Origin of the sequence: Caballeronia sp. NK8 (genome assembly GCF_018408855.1) — a bacterium.
Classification (GTDB): domain Bacteria; phylum Pseudomonadota; class Gammaproteobacteria; order Burkholderiales; family Burkholderiaceae; genus Caballeronia.
On the sequence record NZ_AP024328.1, the window covers coordinates 221,417 to 242,282 of the forward strand.

The window sequence follows — 20,866 nt, forward strand, 5'->3', positions numbered from 1 at the left end:
CGCTGATAGCAGGGCCAAAGGGCACTGTTACCATCAACTTGACGCCATAATGCTCTTAGAAATCACCGCAGCGGGAACGACTCCGGGTTTGCCTTGGTCGAGAGCCGCCACCTGCCGCCTGTCTCGGCTAAGAAGAGGTGGCGTCGTTTGGAGCTATTGCCGACGACTCAGCACAGACGTTGAAAGCGAGACCCACTGCTCGACGCGTCGAGTACGGCGAACCCGTCCGCAGTGTTGCGAAAAGCAGCGAAACGACGTCCAACGCTCCTTTCTAAGTGGACACTCGCAACGGGATTCGGGGCAGCAATCTAACCATCGCTGCTTCGAGATTCCCTCGCGTGTGTTCCGCACTACGGCTTCACGACCTTCCAGACTGATCTTTCTTCATCAACGCAACGCAAGACCCAGTTCGTCGCCTCGACCGCTGATCCCTGTGCCGTTATCCAGGACTCGACACTCAGTTTAAGCGTGCCGTCCTGGAGGCGAACACACGTTCCGTACACCCCAATCCCGTCTGACATTTCGACGACACCGCACTGGCTCGGTTCGCGTCGGTCGGATGAGCCTTCACAACGAAAATGCAGCCCGCATAGCGGTGCGTCGCACGGGCGAACATCAAAAGCTTCAGCGCTGCCGATTGCTCGACGCTCTCCGGCCTACGCCGCGCGAGAAAGCGGTACTCGACTGGCGACGTCGCGCATACCGAGCCGCGCGACATAAATCTCGACTTCTCGTACGACCCGGTAGTACATTCCAGAGAGTCGCCCATAAGCACACCGCGAGTTTGGTTGGCGAAATAGCCTACCCTCGGTTGAGAGAGCGATCTGCTCATTCCGAGTCGGCGCGCCGCGCCTCGGCCCAAGCGAGCTGCGCGACGCGTACGAACCGGTCGCCCATCGCCCGCGCGTCATGACTAACAGCCGTGCCCCGTACGACACGCGCCCGAATGCCATGCAGAATCGCGGCGAATCGGAACATGTTGAATACAATGTAATAGTCGAAGCCGACGAGTTGTTCACGTCCCGTGCGACGGCAATAAGTGCTGACGTAATTTGCCTCGTCCGGCAAGGCGAGCCGTGCGAGATCGAGACCGCCGAGGCCTCCGAGAATGTCCGGCGGCAAACGGTACATCATTGCGTTGTAGGCGAAGTCGGCCAAGGGGTCGCCGAGCGTGGACAGTTCCCAGTCGAGCACGGCGATCACGCGCGGCTCGGCCGGATGAAAGATCAGATTGTCGACGCGGAAATCGCCATGTGTGAGCGCAGCTTCGTCGCGCTCCGGCAGGTTCGATTTCAGCCAATCGATCACGTTGTCCATGTCCGAATTGCGGCCGGCTGCGTCGTCGCTCAGATATTGATTCGACCAGCGCTCGACCTGTCTTGCGACATAACGCCCCGGCCTGCCGAAATCGCCGAGACCCAGCGCGGCATAATCGAGTTGATGCAGATCAGCGAGAGTGGCATTCATCGCATCGAGATAGCGAAACCGGTCGGCCGCCGACAGCGACGCGAAGCTCGAATCCCAGAAGATTCGACCCTTCACCAGTTCCATCACGAAGAAGCCGCTCCCTAGCACGGCAGCATCGTCGCAGGTGCCGAATATCTTGGGCACCGGAAAACCGGCCGAACCGACGGCGGACATCACGCGTGCCTCCCGCTCGACGGCGTGCGCGCCTTTAAGTAGTTGACCAGGCGGTTTGCGGCGCAGCACGTAGTCCTGCAAGGGCGTATGCAGCCGGTAAGTGGGATTCGACTGCCCGCCCTTGAACTGCTCGACTTCGAGCGGGCCGGAAAACCCTTCGATGTTGTCACGCAATCCATTCGAAAAGGGCCTGCTGATCGAAGCGATGGGCTTCGCGGACGGGAACTGTGCCCGAGAACTTGTCGGCATCAGACACGATAGCTCCCTCCGAGTGCGGCACGCTTTATCTTTTTCGCCAGCGACCATTTATGCACCTCAGTCGGGCCGTCATAGATGCGAAACGCCCGCACCTCGCGGAAAAATTGTTCCACGATCGAATCGCGCGACACACCGGATCCGCCCATGGTCTGCACGCAACGGTCGGCGACCCTGAAGAGTGCGTCCGAGACGGCGACCTTAGCCATCGAGCTTTCGGTCGTACCGAGATCGCCGCGGTCGAGCACGTCGGCGCACCAGTCGATCATCAGTGCTGCCTGCTGCAGGTCGATTGCGTTGTCGGCCAGCATGAGCCGACGCCCTCATGGTCGATCAGCCGCTTCCCGAATGCGTGCCGCTGGCTAGCATAGTCGACGGCGAGTTCCTGAGCCCGTACCGCCAGACCGAGCCAGCGCATACAATGCGAGAGCCGCGCGGGCGAAAGGCGTATCTGAGCATATTCGAATCCTGCGTGCACTTCGCCCAGCACCGAGTCCGCCGGTACCCGCAAGCGCGAATGGCGATCCGCGCGTGGCCGCCGGGCATAGATCCGTCGATGGTATCGAGCACCTTCACGACCTCGATAGCCGGATCTGGAAGGTCGACAAGAAACATGGTGGCGCGAGGCTTGTCGCCATCTTTCGTCAGGGCCATGACGATGCCCACCGCCGCACCCACCGCGCCGGTGATGAAGGTCTTGCTTCCATCGATGACCCATGCATCGCCATCGCGGCGCGCAGTGGTCTTGAGCATCGATGGATCGGAGCCTGCGCCCTGCTCCTCGGCCGGCTCGGTCATGAAGAAGGCAGAGCGCGCCTCGCCGGTCTGCAACTTTGTCAGAAAGCGCTCTTTCTGTGCGGTGGTAGCGACCTGCCCAGCAGGAACATGTTGCCCTCGTCAGGCGCCATCGTATTCACTGCGACGGGACCCAACGGCGACAGGCCTGAAACGTTTCAACACGGCCGCTGTTTCGACGTGCGTCAAATGTGTGCCATCGTAAGGATGTGGGGTGTCATCACCCCTGCGCCCGCGCGAGCGTGCGCAATTCAGTGACCAGTTCTTCCGAGGGGCCGTGAGGGCCGTTGCGGCTGTCGCACTCGAAGGGAATGACGGTTTCACGAACGAATGCTTCGACACGGTCCGCAATGTCGCGGCTGCGGTCGGTGGGAGAAGGTGTCAGCATGGCGGTTTCGGGTGAAGTTAGAGGCTGCTCGTCAGATGGCCACCATCGACGACGAGTACGGTTCCGGTCATGTAGCGGGACGCCGCGGAGGCAAGCAGGAGCATGGGACCGTCGAGATCTTCAAGTTTCCCGAGGCGTCGCTGTGGAATGCGTTTAATAAGCGCCTCACCGGCGCTGGTACGCCATAACTCCTGATTGAGCTCCGTCTCGAAGTAGCCGGGCGCGATCGGCGTTGACGCGGATGCCGTGGCGTGCCCATTCGAGCGCGAGCGTTTTGGTCATCTGTATCACGCCCGCTTTCGAGACGGCGTAGGGCAGTACGTACCGGCCTGCCGCAACGCCAGAATCGACGCGACGTTGACGATTGCGCCCATGCGCGGCTTCAACGCCGGGAAAGATCCTTGGCGACGAAAAACATTGCTTTCAAATTGGTATCAATGACGGCGTCCCAGTCGGCCTCGCTCTGCTGCAATGCAGGCCTGTCGATCACGATGCCGGCGTTGTTCACGAGCACATCGAGTTCACCAATGGATTCCGCCAGCGCCTTTCTCGAGGCAGCATCGTTGACGTCGACTTGCACGCAAGACGCCGCGCAGCCTTCGCTACGCAGGTGCTGCACCCGTTCCTCGAGCACGCTGATCCGCCGCCCGGCCAAAGATCACTTCGGCTCTGCAGCCCGCAAACAATGCGGCGAAATGCGCACCTAGCCCGCTTGATGCGCCCGTTATCAAAACACGTCTTCCTCGCAGGTCGAAGCATTGTTCAACGGTTTCCAGATCACTCACCTTTTCTCCTTGTCATCCCGACCGTCTGGCAAGATGCAGATATATCGGACAAGCGGCACTTGCGACCACGCATGAGCGTCCACAGATGCGCCGGTAATGAAAATCGAGACGCCCTTTCTCAGGCGAAGGCCCGAGACTCGTTCAAGTAGCCTCGGCAATGGCGACACGGCGCCGCTTTTCTATGCCATGTCATGCGCGACAAGGCCCAGACGGCTCAACAAGCGACGGTCCGCTTCGCTTGCGGATTACTCGTAGTGAGCAACTGGTCGCCGTAAAAGATCGAATTCGCGCCGGCGGCAAAGCACAGCGCCTGCAGCGCTTCGTCCATCTGCTCGCGGCCGGCGGAGAGACGCACCATCGCTTTCGGCATCGTGATGCGCGCGACCGCGATCGTGCGCACGAACTCGAACGATCGAGCGCCTCGACGCCCGTGAGCGGCGTGCCCGCGACCTGCACGAGATTGTTGATCGGCACCGATTCCGGATACGGCTCCATGTTCGCGAGTTGCGAGATCAGCCCCGCGCGCTCGCGCCGCGATTCGCCCATGCCGACGATCCCGCCGCAGCACACGTTGATGCCCGCATCGCGCACGTGTTCGAGCGTGTCGAGACGATCCTGGTACGTGCGCGTCGAGATGATCTGGCCGTAGAACTCGGGCGATGTATCGAGATTGTGGTTGTAGTAATCGAGACCGGCGTCGCGCAGTCCTTGCGCCTGATGCGCTTCCAGCATGCCGAGCGTCACGCAGGTTTCGAGGCCCATCGCCTTGACGCCGCGGATCATGTCCTTGATCGGCTCAAGATGACGATCCTTCGGATTGCGCCACGCCGCGCCCATGCAGAAGCGCGTCGCGCCGTTGGACTTGGCGGTTTCGGCGGCCTTCAGGACTTCGTCGACATCCATCAGCTTTTCGGCCTTGAGGCCGGTGTCGTGATGCACCGACTGCGGACAGTACGCGCAGTCTTCCTCGCAGCCGCCCGTCTTGATCGAGAGCAGCGTGGAAAGCTGCACCGCGTTCGGATCGAAATTTTCGCGATGCACGGTTTGCGCGCGATAGAGCAGATCGTTGAACGGCAGGTCGTACAGCGCGACGACATCGGCGACGCGCCAGCGCTGCATCGGTTGCGGCGTGGTCGTGGTGGTCGTGGAAGTGGTCTCTGCGGCGGTTTGCTGGGTCATGAGGTCAATCCTTTCGATGAAGCTGGTCTGTCAGAAGGCCGATGTCGAGCGAATCGGCGGCGCGCCGTGCGTCGTTCGGCGCGAGATGCGGAATCACGCCGATGAGCGGCGCGTCGATGCGTTGCCTGAGCGTTGCGATATTTTCGTCCGGATACAGCATGTTCGGGTCGACGCGATTCGCGACCCAGCCCGCGAGCTTCAGTCCGCGCGACGCGATGGCTCCACGGTCAAAAGCGCGTGACTGATGCAGCCGAGCCGCATGCCGACGACGAGCACCACCGGCAGATTCAGCGCGAGCGCGAGATCGGCGGGTGTCGTGCGTGTCGGTAAGCGGCACGCGAAAGCCGCCGACGCCTTCCACCACGACGATATCCGCTTTCGTCATCGCATGGCGATGCGCGTCGACGATGCGCCCGATATCCAGCGCGATGCCCTCCCGCGCGGCGGCGATGTGCGGCGCGATCGGCTCGCGCATCATGAACGGCGTGCGGATGTCGTTCGGCAGCGCGACGTTCGCGGCGGCGTCGAGCTGATCGGCGTCTTCGTTGTGCAGCACGCCGTCGCGCTCGATGGCGCCCGACGCGATCGGCTTCATCGCGGCGGCGCGCAGGCCCGCGCGCGCGAAGCCGTGCAGCAGCGCGCGGAGACGAAGGTTTTGCCGATTTCCGTATCGGTTCCGGCGACGAATAGCGATAAAGCGGTCATAGCGTGTTCAAAGCGTGATCGAGGCGCGCGAGATCGTCTTCGCTGTGCGCGGCGGAAAGCGAAATGCGCAGGCGCGACGTGCCTTGCGGAACGGTCGGCGGACGAATCGCGGGCACCCAGAGGCCGTGCTTGTCGAGCGCGGCGGCGATTTCCAGCGTTTCGTCGTTGCCGCCGATCACGAGCGGCTGCACGGCGGTGTGTGAATCGACGGGCATCCAGCGCGTGCGTTTGAGCATCGCGCGCGTAGTTTCGATGAGCGATGCGAGATGCGCGCGTCTTCGATCGCCCTCGTCGCCGCCGATGACCTTCAAGCTCGCCGACACCGCATGCGCGACAGCCGGCGGCGACGCCGTCGTGAAGATATACGGACGCGCGCGCTGCACGAGCCATTCGACGACGGTTTCATCCGCCGCGACGAACGCGCCCGCGACGCCCGCCGCTTTGCCGAGCGTGCCGACATAGACGAGATGCGGCGAGCGCAGCGCGTAAGCGGCAAGTGCGCCGCGCCCTTGCGGACCGAGCACGCCGAAGCCGTGCGCATCGTCCACGACGAGCCACGCGCCGTACTTTTCCGCGAGCTCGACGAGACGCGCGAGCGGCGCGATATCGCCGTCCATGCTGAACACGGTGTCGGTGACGATGAGCTTCGTCGCGGCATCGTCGCGCGAGGCGTCGAGCATCGCGTCGAGCGCTTCCATGTCGGCGTGCGGATAGATCTGCGTCTGCGCGCGGGAAAGCCTCACGCCGTCGATCAGCGATGCGTGGTTCAGCGCATCGGAGAACACGATCGTGCCGCGTCCGGCCAACGCGGTCACCACCGCGAGGTTCGCCATGTAGCCGGTGCTGAAATAGAGCGCTCGCGGGTTGTCGACGAAACCGCCCGAGAACGCGGCGAGATCGTCTTCGAGTTGCGCGTGCGCGCGCGAATGGCCGCCGAGCAGATGCGATCCGCCACTGCCCGCGCCGTAGAGCGACGCGCCTTCCGCGAGCGCCGCGCGGATCGCTTCGTGCGCGGCGAGGCCGAGATAATCGTTGCTCGCGAAGCCGATGATCTCGCGGCCATCGACGGTCATGTGCGCGGAGCACGCGCTGTCGATCGTCTTGCGGCGGCGTCGCAGGCCGCGCGCGTCGATATCGCGAGACCTTGCTTCAGCGTTTCATACAGCGCCTTCGATGTGTTCGTCATGCGGCGTCTCCGCGAAGCGTGGCGTCGAGCGTGTCGCGCGTGCGTTGCGCGAGGAGCAGGAGTTCGTCGTCGGAGAGGATGTACGGCGGCATCATGTAGACCGTCGTACCGATGGGGCGCATCAGCAGTTCGCGCTTCAATGCGTTCGCGAAGAAACGGCGCGAGAACGTCTTGTCGTCGATATCGACATCGAACGCGAAGATCGTGCCGCGCTGGCGCAGATTGCGCACGCGCTCATGTTCGAGAAGCGGCTGCAACGCTTCGTGCAGCAACGCGGACTTGCGCCGGTTTTCCGCCAGCACGTTCGCGCGTTCGAACAGATCGAGCGTCGCCAATGCGGCGCGGCACGCGAGCGGGTTGCCCGTGTACGAATGCGAATGCAGAAAGGCGCGGGTGATGTCGTCGTCGTAGAAGGCGGCGTAGATGTCGTCGCGCGTGAGGACGATCGAAAGCGGCAGATAGCCGCCGCTGATGCCCTTCGACAGGCAGATGAAATCCGGCCAGATGCCCGCCTGCTCGCACGCGAAAAAAGTGCCGGTGCGCCCGCAGCCGACCGCGATTTCATCGGCGATCAGATGCACGCCGAATTCGTCGCACAACGCGCGCAATTGCGTGAGATACGACGCGTCGTACATCGCCATGCCGGCCGCGCATTGCACGAGCGGCTCGACGATGACCGCCGCGAGTGTCGACGCACGTTGCGCGAAAAGCGCGCGCATCGCAGCGATGGCTTCGTCGACGCCGACAGCCGCCGGCGACGCGACCACATGCGCATGACGAATCAGCGGATCGTAAGCGTCCTTGAAAATGGCGACGTCGGTCACGCCGAGCGCGCCGATCGTTTCGCCGTGATAGCTGTTCGCGAGGCACGCGAACTCGCGCTTCTCGCTCTGCCCGCTATTGCGCCAGAAGTGAAAGCTCATCTTCAGCGCGATCTCGACCGCCGACGCGCCATCCGATGCGAAAAACGCATGGCCTAGCGTGCCGCCGGTGAGCGCGGAAAGACGCTCGGCCAGTTCGACCGCCGGGGCGTGCGTGCAGCCCGCGAGCATCGCGTGTTCGAGCGTGTCGAGCTGATCCTTCAGCGCGCGGTTGATGTCGTCGTTCGCGTGGCCGAAGAGGTTCACCCACCACGAGCTGATCGCATCGAGATAGCGGTTGCCCTGCGGATCGTAGAGCCACGCGCCCTTGCCGCGCGCGATCGGCACGAGCGGCACACGCTCGTGATGTTTCATCTGGGTGCACGGGTGCCACACGGCGGAAAGCGAGCGGGCAACCCAGAGATCGTTTTCGGTGGTATCTAAACCTTGAACGTGCATGATGCACCGCTTCCTGTTGTGTGCCCTTAGTACGCTTTCCGTAGAGAGCAACGGCCGAGCGTCCCAACAATAGATAAATACTTCTACGGGAAACGCTTAACGCTCTAATAATTCACTACATCGGTTGCTTCGAGAGGCTTAAACGAATGTCCGGTTTTATCGAAAACGGTAACCGATCCTGACTCAATGTCGTAGACCCATCCATGCAGATCAAGGCGACCTTGTGCGATTGCCAACGCCACTGACGGATGAGTGCGCAAATTGTTGATCTGGCAGATCACGTTCTCCTTAATCATCGATTCAAGGCGCTCGCTGCGAGACCGATGCGGCCTGGCATCGTTGATCAGCTTCGCAGAGTCGGCATACCGCAACCAGCTTCTTACAGCCGGCAAATCCGCCATACAGTCGCAATTCGCGATCGCCTTCATCGCTCCGCAATCGGAGTGGCCACACACCACGATGTCCCGCACACCCAACACCGACACTGCATACTCCACAGTAGCGGTGACCCCGCCGGGCTCAGGGCCAAAAGAAGGAATGATATTTCCTGCATTCCGAATAACGAAGAGTTCGCCTGGTTCACGTTGAGTGATCAGCTCCGGGACCATTCGGCTGTCTGAGCACGCGATGAACAAAGTGCGGGGCTGCTGATTCGCGGCCAATTTCCGGAAGAGGTCTCTCCTCTCTGGAAAAATGTCACGCCGAAACTTGAAAAATCCATCGATGATTTCTTGCACTCTCAACTCCGAATCGATTCAACGCCGGAATAGGTTGCCGTTCCAATCAAGAGCATCTTTACCGATGCCGCCCTCAACTCACAACTTGAGTGTCGTGCGAGGCACAGGCACCCGGTTGGACAAGTGCCGTTCAGGCGCGCTCGGATGAAGAGCGCAACCTAGCGCCAAGGATTGTCAGTGTGAAGCGGGCGAGCTTGCACCGATTCCTGTCTGGCTCCGCACATATAGATCGGCAAACCGGGCGCGCTCAGATAACGCTGATTCGCTTCGATCCAACCACGACACGGCGATCGCGACCGCGAACGCGAGAGGCATGGAGAAAAGGGCGGGCTGGGAATAAGGGAAAATTGCTTGCGCGTGACCCAAGACATCTACCCATACCGACTTCGAGATGAAGACCAACAGGACAGCCGATACGAGGCCAGTGTACCCCCCGCTAGCGCGCCCTTCGTCGTAAAGTTCTTCCAAAACATTGACAGAAAGAGCACAGGAAAATTTGCTGAGGCAGCCACACCGAATGCAAGGGCCACCATGAACGCCACATTGACCTTCTGAAACGCCATCCCGAGAAAAATCGCAACGATCCCAATTGCGAGCGACGCGAATTTTGTAAGACGCAATTCGCCTTTCTCATCCGCGGCCCCTCGCCGGATCACATGCGAGTAAAGATCGTATGCAATTGCGGAGGCACCAGCAAGGGCCAATCCCGACACTACGGCAAGAATCGTAGCAAAGGTCACCGCTGCGAGGAAACCAAACATCAAGTCGCCTCCGACCGCATGGGCCAGATGCATCGCCACCATGTTTCCCCCGCCCAGCAATTTCCCGTGAATGTCGCCCCCCTCGAAGAACCGGGGTCCCTACTGACGATAACGATAGACGCCAGCCCCAAGATCAGAATGACATTAAAGAAATACGCGATAAAACTACTTGCGTAAAGCACGGACTTTCGCGCTTCTTTCGCGTCCTTGACAGTGAAGAATCGCATCAGGATGTGAGGCATACCAGCTGTACCGAAGATTAGGCCCAGACTGAGCGAAATCGCTGCGACGGGATCCGCCAGAAGCTTGCCAGGCATCATTAGTGCCGCACCTCGCTTGTGAATCTCCATCGCACGGGACAGGAGCGTCTCGAAACTGAAGTGAAAATCTGAGAACGCAAGGACAGCGACGATCGAGCCACCAACCAACAACAGAAACGCTTTCGTAATTTGCACCCACGTGGTCGCCACCATACCGCCGAAAGTAACGTAGGCCATCATCAATACACCGACAATTACCAGCGCCCAGCTGTAGTCAAGGCCGAACAAGAGCTTGATTAATTGACCCGCGCCGACCATCTGTGCGATCAAATAAAAGCAGACCACAACGAGCGAACTAATTGCCGACATTGCACGGAGGGGCCGCTGCGAAAGTCGATAGGAAGTAATATCAGCAAATGTGAACTTTCCAAGATTTCTCAGGCGATCAGTCATTAACAGCAGAAGCACCGGCCACCCAGCAAAAAACGCTATCAGATAAATATATCCGTCCACGCCATCCGTATAAATAAGTGCAGTGATGCCGAGGAGCGTTGAAGCAGACATGTAGTCACCAGCCAGAGCAAGGCCGTTCTGAAAACCCGTGATGCCGCCACCCGCACTGTAGAAGTCGGAGGTCGACCTCGTTCTTTTTGCTGCCCAAAAGGTGATCCCGAGCGTAAACAAAACAAAACAGAAGAACAAAGCTATCGCTTGAATGTTCAGCGGTTGGCGGGTAGTCGCTTGTATTGCATCGCCGGCCCACGCAGCCTTAGACACCACTACCAACAGAAGCGAGCTGGCCCCACATCGCGTCGTCCGTGCCATCATCTCGTCCCTTTTCCTTGTGTCAGAATACTGCTCAGAAGTGCGTCGAATTTTCCGTTTGCGAACGATACGTAGATCGCCGAGATTGCAAGAAAGACGATGAAAAGAACGAGTTCGGCAGCAACACCAACAGTCACGCCAGCACCATCGTATAGCGGCATTGCCACCATCGATGGATACCAGCAAACCATCGCCAAAAAAGCGAAATATCCTGCGAAGATCACGAGCAGTAGAAATGACACGAGACGATTTCGGCTCGTAACGAGCCTAGTAAATTTCGGATCGGAATGGATGTCGCGGAACCGCCGTGCGAACTCGGCAGCAGTCCCGCTGTTTTCTACGTCTGAATGAATATCACGCACAAATGTCTCCTCCCTATCACGGTTAAGTCCGCCACTTCGGTGCTCGCGATAACCGCATCGAAAGACGGGTTCATGCCGCACGCTTAAATCTGGATTCCGGCGCCGCGCTTTCTCGGACAGCCGTTTTAAGCTTCAATGTATGCCTTACGCCTCCTTCATCCCGCACCGATGCGAGAGCGAATATCGAGCGTTCTTCGATCGCCCGAGCGGGCCGCGCCTTTCGTTTCTCGTTCGTTATGCGAATGGATTACATCTATTGCACCAAGTCGGACAACATCGATCGAGCGAGGTCATCTTCAACCTTTATTCGATTTAGCTGGCAAGTAGGTATCCTGAATGTACCGAGTATGAATTTTCGCCTCAGCAAAGTCCTTGCTGCCAATCAGGTCAAGGTGGAAGTCTCGAGTCGTATGAACGCCATCGATTTCCAGTTCATGCAATGCGCGCTTCATTCTCGAGATGGCTTCTTCTCGCGTCTCGCCCCAACAGATGATCTTTCCGAGGAGGGAGTCGTAATAAGGTGGCACTACATATCCTGAGAACAGATGGCTGTCCATCCTAACGCCGATTCCGCCTGGCGGTGAATAGCGCTGGACCCGTCCCGGCTTGGGCTGGAAATCCTGCGCGGGATCCTCCGCATTGATACGACATTCGATTGCGTGACCATTCAAACGAACCTCCGACTGCAGCACTTCGATTTCCTCACCGGAGGCGATACGAATCTGCGCCTTCACGAGATCGATGCCCGAAACCATTTCGGTAACCGGATGCTCGACCTGTATCCGCGTATTCATCTCCATGAAATAGAAGCTTTCTGATGCTGGATCCAAAATGCACTCGATTGTCCCGGCGCTCCGATAGTGGACGTGCTTGCAGAGGCGAACGGCTGCCTCCCCGATCCTCGCCCGCAGGGTGGCGGAGAGGACAGGAGATGGACTTTCCTCGATGAGTTTCTGGTTCCGACGTTGAGTCGAACAATCCCGCTCACCGAGATGCAGGACATTCTTTCCATCACCGAGCACCTGAATTTCGATATGTCGGATATCGGTTAAGAACTTCTCCAAGTACATCGCCCCGTTTCCGAACGCAATGGTAGCTTCGCGTGATGCCTCAAGAAACGCCTTTTCGATGCTTGAGCGATCTTGAACCACCCGCATTCCCCGACCGCCGCCGCCGGCGGATGCTTTCAGTAAAATGGGGTAACCGATGGTCTCGGCGATTTCCGCAGCCGCTGCGGCGTCGGTAACTACGCCCTTGGAGCCAGGCGTCGTTGGTACTCCAGCCTCCTCGGCGAGCTTACGTGCCATTGCCTTATCGCCCATCGAACGAATGGAGGCGCCTGTCGGCCCGACGAAAATGAAGCCTTCCGCTTCGACGAGGTCCGCAAAGTCGGCATTCTCCGAAAGGAATCCGTAGCCCGGGTGGATCGCATCGACGTTGAGGGCTGAGGCGGCGGCCAGGATACGCCGCGGTTGCAGATAGCTGTCCTGAGGCTTCGGACCGCCGATGCACACGGCGCGATCAGCCATCTTCGCGGCCAGGGAGTTCCTATCTGCTTCCGAGAAAACCTGAACCGTTTCAATACCCAATTCGCGGCACGCTCGAATGATGCGGACAGCGATCTCGCCACGGTTGGCAACGAGGAGGCGCTTAATCTTGATACCCATGTTCTCCCCTATCGGCTTGCCGGATCGATCACAATCAGCGGTTGGCCGTACTCAACTGTTTCACCATCCGATACCAAAATCTTTTTGACAACGCCTCCGGATTCGGCAGCGAGTGCGTTCATCAATTTCATCACCTCGATGATGCAAACCGTGTCTTGAGCGGCGATCGTATCTCCGACGGACACAAACGGTTCCGCGCCGGGTTCCGGGGCGCAATAGAACGTGCCGACCATCGGCGCGCGAACTGTGACGAAATGTTCAGGCCACCCCTCCTGAACGACCGGTTTCGATCCCGCAGGCACCTCGACATTCCGCACGGAATCGCTCCGGACGCTTTCCGGCAGGTCTGCCGGCTTTGCAGACGAATCCGGCTTCGAGATCGATGTTTGTATTTGAGTTGAAATGTCCGCTGGGCGTGAGTTCTTGCTCAGTGAAATTTCAATGTCGTCATACCGGAGGCGAAACTCGCTGAATTTGTCTGCCTCCTCGACTAGCTTAATGATCTCTCGGACGTCTTCGTACGTAAGCTGCTTGATGCTCATGAAAAACTCCCAGTTAAACAGTCTCGGCTCTCAATTGCCGGAGATATCCAGTTGAAACTCACCGCGAGAAATATGGACACGGCCGATTTTGGGGCGCTGCGAGAGGTTTTTGAGCAACGCCACGATGGAGTGATCGTGCTGGTATTCACGAGTCATATCGCCCTTCTCGCGAAGCATTTCGTCTACCTGGGAGCCAGCGAACATGTACCGCAAGAGTCTCTCGTCATCCGACGCGTTCGGATATTTTTTGCGTAGCGCAGCCACGGCCGGTTCGGGCGGAGTAGGCTTCAGCGCGATCTGTTTAGACCCGTTCTCCACAATGCGATCGAGCATGTCGGGTGCGACAGGGGCGAGAAGCTTGCCGTAGTAACCCAGCGCGTACTTCTTGATTTCATTCGGCACAACGCGATATCTCTCGCCATGGACGACATTCAGCACAGCCTGCGTGCCGACCAATTGGGCGAACGGCGTGATCATGATTGGATAGCCGAGTTCCTCGCGAACTCTCGCCACCTCTTCAAGCAGTTGATCGTATCGATCAGAAAGACCCGCGTCGGCCAACTGTGACTTGAAGTTACTTAACATGCCACCCGGCATCTGGTGCTGGTAGTGAAACACATCGTATTCCAGCACCTCTCCAACAGGCTTGCCCTCTGCCTCGGCGATACGTTGGAAATGTTCCCCGACCATGTCGACCGTCAGGTCGTCGAGTGGGACGTCATATCCCATCAGGCGCAGATTCCTTGCGGTGCTTTGCGTCGCGGGTTGAGCCGCTCCGTTTGCCATCGGTGCGATCGAAGTATGAAGAAGATCCGCACCACATTTAACGGCCTCGAGGTAGACGAGAGGAGCCAAGCCGGTCAAGCAATGGCTGTGGATCTCGAGCGGCAAATTGCCGATGACCTGCTTGATTGCAGGCACGAGCGTACGGATACGATCTACGGTCAAAAGACCGGCCGCGTCCTTAAGCATGATTCCGTCGACTGATTTGCTTTTTACCAACTCCCGAGCGGTTCTGACATACAGCTCGTCGGTATGAACCGGGCTAAGCGAATAAGACAGGGCGGCAAACGTCTCCACACCGAGTCGTCTAGCGACCCTTGTCGTTGCCAAGATGTTTTCCACATCGTTGAGCCCATCAAACGAGCCGACGATACGAAAGCCGTTTGCTACCGCGCGCTCGACCCAGAGCTCGAGGATGTCATCCGGCAGCATGTCGAATGTCATCAAGTTCTTGCTTCGCACGAGAAACCGAAGTGGCGTTTTCTGTACCTTACTACGCATTAGCCGCACACGCTCCCAAGGATCCTCCTTGAGGTAGCGAACACAGACGTCGAATTGAATTGGTGCTACGAGGTCAATCTGTGCGAACCCTGCGTTGTCCATAGCTTCCGCAACGGGAAGCATATGTGCCGTTCTCATCCGTGTCGCCCAGAGACACTGATGAGCATCGCGCAGTGTTGTGTCGACGATGCCGATCTTCTTACCCTGCCTGTCCATTCTACCTCCGATCAGTTTCACTTACTGCATAGTAACAGGACGTCTGAAAAAAGACTCGATGGTGTTTTCCCTATGAGATTCGTCCGTTGTAAGCGCTGGTGTAGTGGGAAGTAACGAGGTCTAAGCGCTAATTTAAGGTTCTGAGATGGTCGGCGAGTCTCATCGAACAGGAGGCGGATTTCAATGGCCGCTTGGTATTTACTATAGTGTATATAGCCGAACCAGACTTACGCGGATCCACCGCTCTCACCTAATGCGTCTGAAGGCCGGCAGCGGGCTTGGCACTCGCCGCTCTCCCGTCGAACTGGCTCATTGATGCCAGACATGCCGTTCCGTCAACGTCGTGGGAGGCCGATCCAAGGGTTCCAATCTGAAGCGGGCGCCGTACCCGGAAGGCGAGTGCCCCGTTTCGTCAGCATTGGATGCCGAATTCCGCGCAAGGCTGCGCGGTGCTGCTGAGCGGTAGGTTGGAATGGACACGTGCCGTCGTCCCACTTGAGCGGCAAGTAACTCGTCTAGCCTGACTCTCATGCTCTCACGGGGCGACGGCACGACCTCAAGCCGGAATACACAACCCGAGAACGCAGGTCAGCGCTGAAGACCGCACGGCACGGGGCTCAAGAAGGAAAGCATTGACGGCTTGATCCTACTGTTGGAATCGATTCGCTATGCTATTCCCACCTGCGATTGTCCATATCGAGAGCCGTCAGAGTTTCGGTACTGCGTTCAATGAGGGGGTGGTCGCTTCGCCCGTCGAAGAACCACCGCCAAAGCAAGATCTACAAGCTTTCCGAACGGCGCACGCAGCAGGGTTGGAAAATTCCACCGGCCCTGAACAAAGACCCCTTTGGCGTGGCTCATCGCGCGAAAGCCCTCGATGCCATGATAGGCCCCCATCCCACTTGGCCCAACTCCGCCGAAAGGCAGTTCATCCTGGGCCACGTGCAGGAGCGTGTTGTTGATGCCGGTGTTGCCAGAGGTCGTCCGCTTGAGCAGCGTCTCACACGCCTGGTCCTCGTTGCCAAAATAGTAGAGAACGAGTGGACGCGGGCGGGCGTTCACGTAGTCGATGACCTCGTTCATGCTTTGATAAGTGCGTACCGGCAAGATCGGGCCGAAAATCTCCTCCTGCATGATGGCGCTTGCATCGCTGGCCCGATAACCAACGTCGGTGCAAGTGTGCGCACTCGCGCTGTGGCACTCTCCGGCCTGACGCCCGCTTCGACCAATCGTGCACCTTGGCGCCTGGCATCTGCGACGAGGCCGACAAGGCGCTCGTAATGTCTGTCGCTGACGATCGAGGTGTAGTCTTTGCTAGTGGGCCCCTCCGGATAGCATCGGGCCACCGTTGCATTGAACTGCGTGACGAAGGTCTCAAGGTCGTCTTCGTGGACGAGCGCATAGTCAGGCGCGACGCAGGTCTGACCGCTGTTCGAGAGCTTGCCGAAGACGATGCTGCCCATGGTTCGCTCGTCGACGTGGCCGCGTGCAACGATGGCCGGGCTCTTGCCACCCAGCTCGAGCGTAACCGGCACCAGATTGTCGCTGGCCGCCTTCATGACCTTGCGGCCGACCTGCGTGCTGCCCGTAAACACCAGATGGTCGAACGGCAAGCTGCTGAACGCAGCGCCGACTTCCGGCCCGCCCAGCACGACGGCCACTTCGTCCGCTGAGAAGATTTCAGCGAGCATCCGCCGGATGACCTCGCTGGTGCGCGGCGTCAGCTCCGATGGCTTGAGCATCACGCGGTTGCCGGCCGCGAGCGCTGTCGCAAGGGGAATGAACGTCAATGAAAACGGGTAGTTCCACGGCGCCATCACCCCGACCACGCCCTTCGGCTGGTATTCGACCCACGCCCGGCCGGACTGGTAGAAGATCTCGACGTGCCGCCGTTCGCGCTTCATGAACCGGCGCAGATTTTGCGTCAAGTAGTCGATCGACTGGACCACGCCGACCAGTTCCATGATGTCCGTCTCGTGATATGAGCGATGCCCGAAATCGGCGCTAATCGCCTCTTTCACCTCGCTGCGATACCTAAGGACTACCGCGCGCAGCCGGGCGAGCCGCGCCTTGCGCTGAGCGAGATCTGGCGGCCCCTCTTTGAGGAAGGCGCTGCGCTGAACTCCTAGCAAATCGGCCGCGTCGATGCCGTGAATGGGCTCTGCGGGGATGGTCATCGTGTACCTCACGGAGAGCATCTAAACGTAAATGCCGTCAATTTGATCATCGTGGATGGCAGGCTGTGCAATGGATATGTAGCGTCGGCCGCTTGCCGGCCGTCATAACAATGCCGCAACTTGCTCCGCTGTTGCCCTGGCGGACTGCGGGTTCTGACCGGTCACTAGCCGCCCATCTGTGACGACCTTCGAGACGAACGGCAGCAGGGCCTTTTCGTAGAGCGCGCCGCGCCGCATCATCTCCTCCTCGGCGTTGTAGGGGACTTTGCTTGCGACGCCTGCGAGCACTTCCTCCACCCATGAGTAGCCGGTGATTCGCCGCTCGGCCACGAGAAGCTTGCCGTCGGAGAGCTTCACGTTGAGCAAGCCGCAGTAGCCGTGGCAGACGGACGAGACTACGCCGCCGCGCTCGTAGATCTCCCGTGTGACCCGATGCAAGTTCGCATCATCGGGAAAGTCCCACATGACGGCGTGTCCGCCGGTGAAATAGATCGCATCAAACACCGCCGGATTGATCTGGTCGGGGCGCGCAGTCGTCGCCAGAAGCGTCTGGCGATCCTTATCGTTCAGCCACTCCTTCACCGAAGCATCGGCTAGCGGCCATTTGAGCGAGCGAGGCTCCAGGGGCGAGACGCCGCCCTTCGGGCTCACGAGACGTTGATCGTAGCCTTTTTCAGCGAAGACATGCCAGGCATGGGTCAGCTCGGATAGCCAGAGGCCAGTCGGCTCAGCCCGGTCCGCATAGTTGGCGACGTTGCTGACAACGTGAAGTACGCGCTTGGTCAAGTTGTATTTCCCTTTCAATCTGCCACCGGAAGCTGCAGAGGAAACCATATCGTTAAAGTAAAGCTGAATGTCAAGGCGTTTCGAGATTTGGATCGGTTGATGAAGAGTCTCTGGCCAGCGGCGCATCCAGTAGGGTCGAGAGGGCATCTACGATGGCATGATCGCCTATCGCCTGCACCGCTAACGGACTTTGACCGACCGGCGCCGGCTCGTCCTGTGACGTTTCGTGGTGTCGTCCGTGGCTGTCGCGCGTTTCAATTCCCCCGACTGCATCCGGGACAACAGCCTCTTTGCGTTGGTAGCGCAGTCGATTTCCTCAGGCTTCGCCTCGATTTCGTCCAGAAGCGTAACGAGGTGTTGCTTGCTTTTCGCGAGCCGTACCTCCATCGCCTCAATGTCCCGCACCTTGCTACGCAGCGCTTCGACCAGCGTGCCGTGCTTCCATTGCGTCAAATCGGGCGGTAGCAACATGCGAATCTCGTCGAGACTGAAGCCGGCCTGTTGCGCCGCCCCGATCAGGTCGAGCATGAGCACCGCCTCGGGCGGATAAATCCGGTAGCCGTTCGACTGGCGTTGAACCTCTAACAGCCCTATGCCCTCATAGAAGCGAATGCGCGACGCAGCAATGCCCGTGCGTGCTGCCAATTCACCGATCTTCACGATTTGGATACTCCTTACCCTCACCGAAGCTGGCCTTCAATTGCATTTCCACGCCGAGTCGAGTCCCAACTACATGGGGTATCAGATCCGCTCGAAAAGTAAGCCTGCATGGCGCCTCAGACGCTCGATGAAGCGCTCGTCGAATACCGTGGCCGGTGTCCAGAAGCCGCCCGCACGCCCAACCTTGGCGCCGTCCTTGACGAGGTCCCTCGCAAGACTGATGGCCGCCTGACCCAGCATCTTGCCGGTTGAGCCATAGCCCGGATCGCGATCCCCAGTCACTTTGATGCGCAACGCCTGGCCGTCATCCGTGCGCCCGAAAAACCGTAAGTCGTAACGGCCTGCCAACTGTGCCTCAGGGCTTGGGCCTTCGCCGGGTTGCGGCAGGAGGAAGCGTTGCATCATGCTGCGAACCGGGCCGGTGACGATGGCCGCCATGAACGCTCCCAGCCCGGCCACGGTGACCAGCGCACTCAGGCGACCCTTCAGGCCTGTGCCGGTCAATATGGCTTCGTCATAGGTAAACCGGCCGCCATAGGCGTTGCCAGAGAGGGCATTGGAGCGATGCACCACACGCTCGTTGATGGCCGCCATCACGAAGGGGGCGACCCATGACCCGAAAGCGGAATCAAACTCCGCGGACTTGACATTGTGTTGGCGCGTCTGAAAACCATGTCCTTTGGGGCAGAGCGCGTAGGGATTGGCGAGTTCCTTTCGTAAGGACGGGTTGGCAGCCGCCTCCTTGACGACGTTGATCAGACTGGCGACTGTGCCGCCTGATGCCCCGCCCTTGAGTGTCTTGACCCGCATCTTGACTTGGGTTGCCGGTGCACCGAATTCTTGCATTGCTTGTCGCTGCAGGAACCAGACCCCCATGTCGGAGGGCACCGAATCGAAGCCACAGCAATGCACGATGCGTGCCCCCGACTCTTGAGCCCTGGACTCATATTTTTCGATCATTCGTTTGATCCACTGGGTCTCGCCAGTGAGATCGCAGTAGTCAATGCCGCTTTCTACGCAAACCTTGATCAGCAGTTCACCATAATGCGCATATGGGCCGACGGTCGATACGATCACCCGGGTCTGCGCGCACATAGCGCGCAACTGGCTCTCATTCGCGGCGTCCGCCACAATGATGGGCAGAGACTGCCCCACCCCGCCCAGCGAGCGCTTGACATCGTTGAGCCTCGCTGCGGATCGGCCCGCGATGGCCCAACTAAGCGTTTCGACCTGGCCCGAGAAGTATTCGGCAAGATATCGCGCCAAGATGTGGCCTACAAAGCTGGTGGCTCCAAATACGACCACGTCATAGTCTGGAGTGCTCATGGATGCTTCCTTGCGGGGCTGCTTCTCGAGGAGCTAGAATTCATACGATTACGTTCAATTTCCTGGACAATCGAACGTCTTCAACGGTGTTGGCAGATTCAACACCATTTGCGCGTCCTTGACCACGTCCAGACGAAGGATTCTCGAGGCACCCAAACCCTTCAGCAACTGGGTCAAGGGGCCGCCGCTTCGCAATAGCTGTATGTCCCGCGGAAGAAGTCGTTGAGCGAACGACAACATGTTGGTCTGGACCGCCGTCTGATGCCATTGCCCATCAATCATGTTGATCGTAGTCGTCATTGCCATATGCGACTGAGGCACGACATTGCGCAAGGCCGGAAGCGGCGCGCTCAGGGTAAGGTCTGGCGTGCCGCCCGGGCCGGCTATTTGAGCCCGTACGTCGGCGTCGATGTTCACTTCGATTGCGGTGCGCCACTTGGGCAACTGGTACCCGTACAGGCCGCGTACGCGTGCGATTTCCGTGGTAACGGGCAATGCCAACACGTGCGCGAAGAAATTTCGTCGTCGCATGGAGTTGAGTAGCTCCAGCATATGGGGTCCATGCGCGCCGGGACGACGGATCACGATCGCGATGGAAACTTCGTCGTACGGGTCGTTATCGCAAACGGCATACGAAAAGAAAGTCAGCGCTAAGAGCCCGTAGCCTGGGAACGCACGCAGTGGCTCGAGGGGCGTCGGTAGCATCGACCTAAGCCGGGGCATAGGTGCGAGGAACAGCACCTGGATACTGCTTGCGCGATAGTAGAAATTGGGGGCCCAGGTCGGACCCACACGCGAAGCAACCAGTTGCTTTGGAATCCGCCGGAAAAAATCGATGTTCCCCGCGGCAGGGTCCCGGGCGACCTCATCAAGGTCGGGGTTCATTCGGAAGCGGTCATAATATCCCCCTGCGGGCACTTCGACCTGCTGCGGCCCGAATTCGACCAGTGTATGTCGCCTATCCATTCGTTGACCTTTCTCAATGAGTAACCTGGCATCTTGTGCCCGAG

10 protein-coding genes and 8 pseudogenes are annotated in these 20,866 nt (G+C 59.2%); all 18 read right to left on the reverse strand.

All coding sequences use genetic code 11. The features are described from left to right. Positions 1-828 precede the first annotated feature (828 nt). Positions 829-1,897, reverse strand: a pseudogene (locus tag NK8_RS41655) (phosphotransferase). Further along, positions 1,890-3,079 (reverse strand): annotated as a pseudogene (locus NK8_RS41660) (acyl-CoA dehydrogenase family protein). Before NK8_RS41660 ends, NK8_RS41655 begins: the two co-directional pseudogenes overlap by 8 nt. A gap of 17 nt (positions 3,080-3,096) precedes the next feature. Then, positions 3,097-3,855 (reverse strand): annotated as a pseudogene (locus tag NK8_RS41665) (SDR family NAD(P)-dependent oxidoreductase). Between the two features lie 188 nt (positions 3,856-4,043). Further along, positions 4,044-5,043 (reverse strand): annotated as a pseudogene (gene bioB / locus NK8_RS41670) (biotin synthase BioB). Positions 5,044-5,047: 4 nt separating this feature from the next. Then, positions 5,048-5,748, reverse strand: a pseudogene (bioD, locus tag NK8_RS41675) (dethiobiotin synthase). Beyond that, positions 5,745-6,934, reverse strand: a pseudogene (gene bioF / locus NK8_RS41680) (8-amino-7-oxononanoate synthase). Before bioF ends, bioD begins: the two co-directional pseudogenes overlap by 4 nt. Next, on the reverse strand, positions 6,931-8,253 hold the full coding sequence (locus NK8_RS41685; protein ID WP_213233862.1) for an adenosylmethionine--8-amino-7-oxononanoate transaminase: 1,323 nt from the start codon (positions 8,251-8,253) through the stop codon (positions 6,931-6,933). The pseudogene bioF and the gene NK8_RS41685 overlap by 4 nt, the downstream one beginning before the upstream one ends. A 104-nt stretch (positions 8,254-8,357) precedes the next feature. Then, positions 8,358-8,990 (reverse strand): carbonic anhydrase, encoded by a 633-nt coding sequence (locus NK8_RS41690; RefSeq protein ID WP_162071081.1) that lies wholly within the window; start codon positions 8,988-8,990, stop codon positions 8,358-8,360. A gap of 174 nt (positions 8,991-9,164) precedes the next feature. Further along, positions 9,165-10,836 (reverse strand): annotated as a pseudogene (locus tag NK8_RS41695) (cation acetate symporter). Continuing rightward, positions 10,836-11,198 (reverse strand): DUF485 domain-containing protein, encoded by a 363-nt coding sequence (locus NK8_RS41700; RefSeq protein ID WP_213233864.1) that lies wholly within the window; start codon positions 11,196-11,198, stop codon positions 10,836-10,838. Before NK8_RS41700 ends, NK8_RS41695 begins: the two are co-directional and overlap by 1 nt. A 296-nt stretch (positions 11,199-11,494) precedes the next feature. Beyond that, positions 11,495-12,865 (reverse strand): acetyl-CoA carboxylase biotin carboxylase subunit, encoded by a 1,371-nt coding sequence (accC, locus tag NK8_RS41705; protein ID WP_162071078.1) that lies wholly within the window; start codon positions 12,863-12,865, stop codon positions 11,495-11,497. Between the two features lie 8 nt (positions 12,866-12,873). After that, the gene (gene accB / locus NK8_RS41710) at positions 12,874-13,407 is read right to left on the reverse strand and encodes an acetyl-CoA carboxylase biotin carboxyl carrier protein (RefSeq protein ID WP_162071077.1); all 534 of its coding nucleotides are present in this window, start codon (positions 13,405-13,407) and stop codon (positions 12,874-12,876) included. Between the two features lie 30 nt (positions 13,408-13,437). After that, positions 13,438-14,907, reverse strand: coding sequence for a pyruvate carboxylase subunit B (locus tag NK8_RS41715; protein ID WP_213233866.1), 1,470 nt, complete (start codon positions 14,905-14,907; stop codon positions 13,438-13,440). A gap of 726 nt (positions 14,908-15,633) precedes the next feature. Continuing rightward, positions 15,634-17,084: pseudogene (locus tag NK8_RS41720) on the reverse strand (coniferyl aldehyde dehydrogenase). 102 nt (positions 17,085-17,186) lie between these two features. Then, a complete protein-coding gene (locus NK8_RS41725) occupies positions 17,187-17,870 on the reverse strand; it encodes a type 1 glutamine amidotransferase domain-containing protein (protein WP_162071074.1) in 684 nt (227 codons plus the stop codon). A 180-nt stretch (positions 17,871-18,050) separates the two neighbouring features. After that, the gene (locus tag NK8_RS41730; RefSeq protein ID WP_162071073.1) at positions 18,051-18,530 is read right to left on the reverse strand and encodes a MerR family transcriptional regulator; all 480 of its coding nucleotides are present in this window, start codon (positions 18,528-18,530) and stop codon (positions 18,051-18,053) included. Positions 18,531-18,611: 81 nt separating this feature from the next. Beyond that, positions 18,612-19,856 (reverse strand): trans-acting enoyl reductase family protein, encoded by a 1,245-nt coding sequence (locus tag NK8_RS41735; protein ID WP_213233868.1) that lies wholly within the window; start codon positions 19,854-19,856, stop codon positions 18,612-18,614. A 54-nt stretch (positions 19,857-19,910) separates the two neighbouring features. After that, positions 19,911-20,822 carry an acetoacetate decarboxylase gene (locus NK8_RS41740; protein WP_162071071.1) on the reverse strand — a complete coding sequence of 304 codons (912 nt, stop codon included), beginning with the start codon at positions 20,820-20,822 and terminating at the stop codon, positions 19,911-19,913. Between the last annotated feature and the right edge of the window lie 44 nt (positions 20,823-20,866).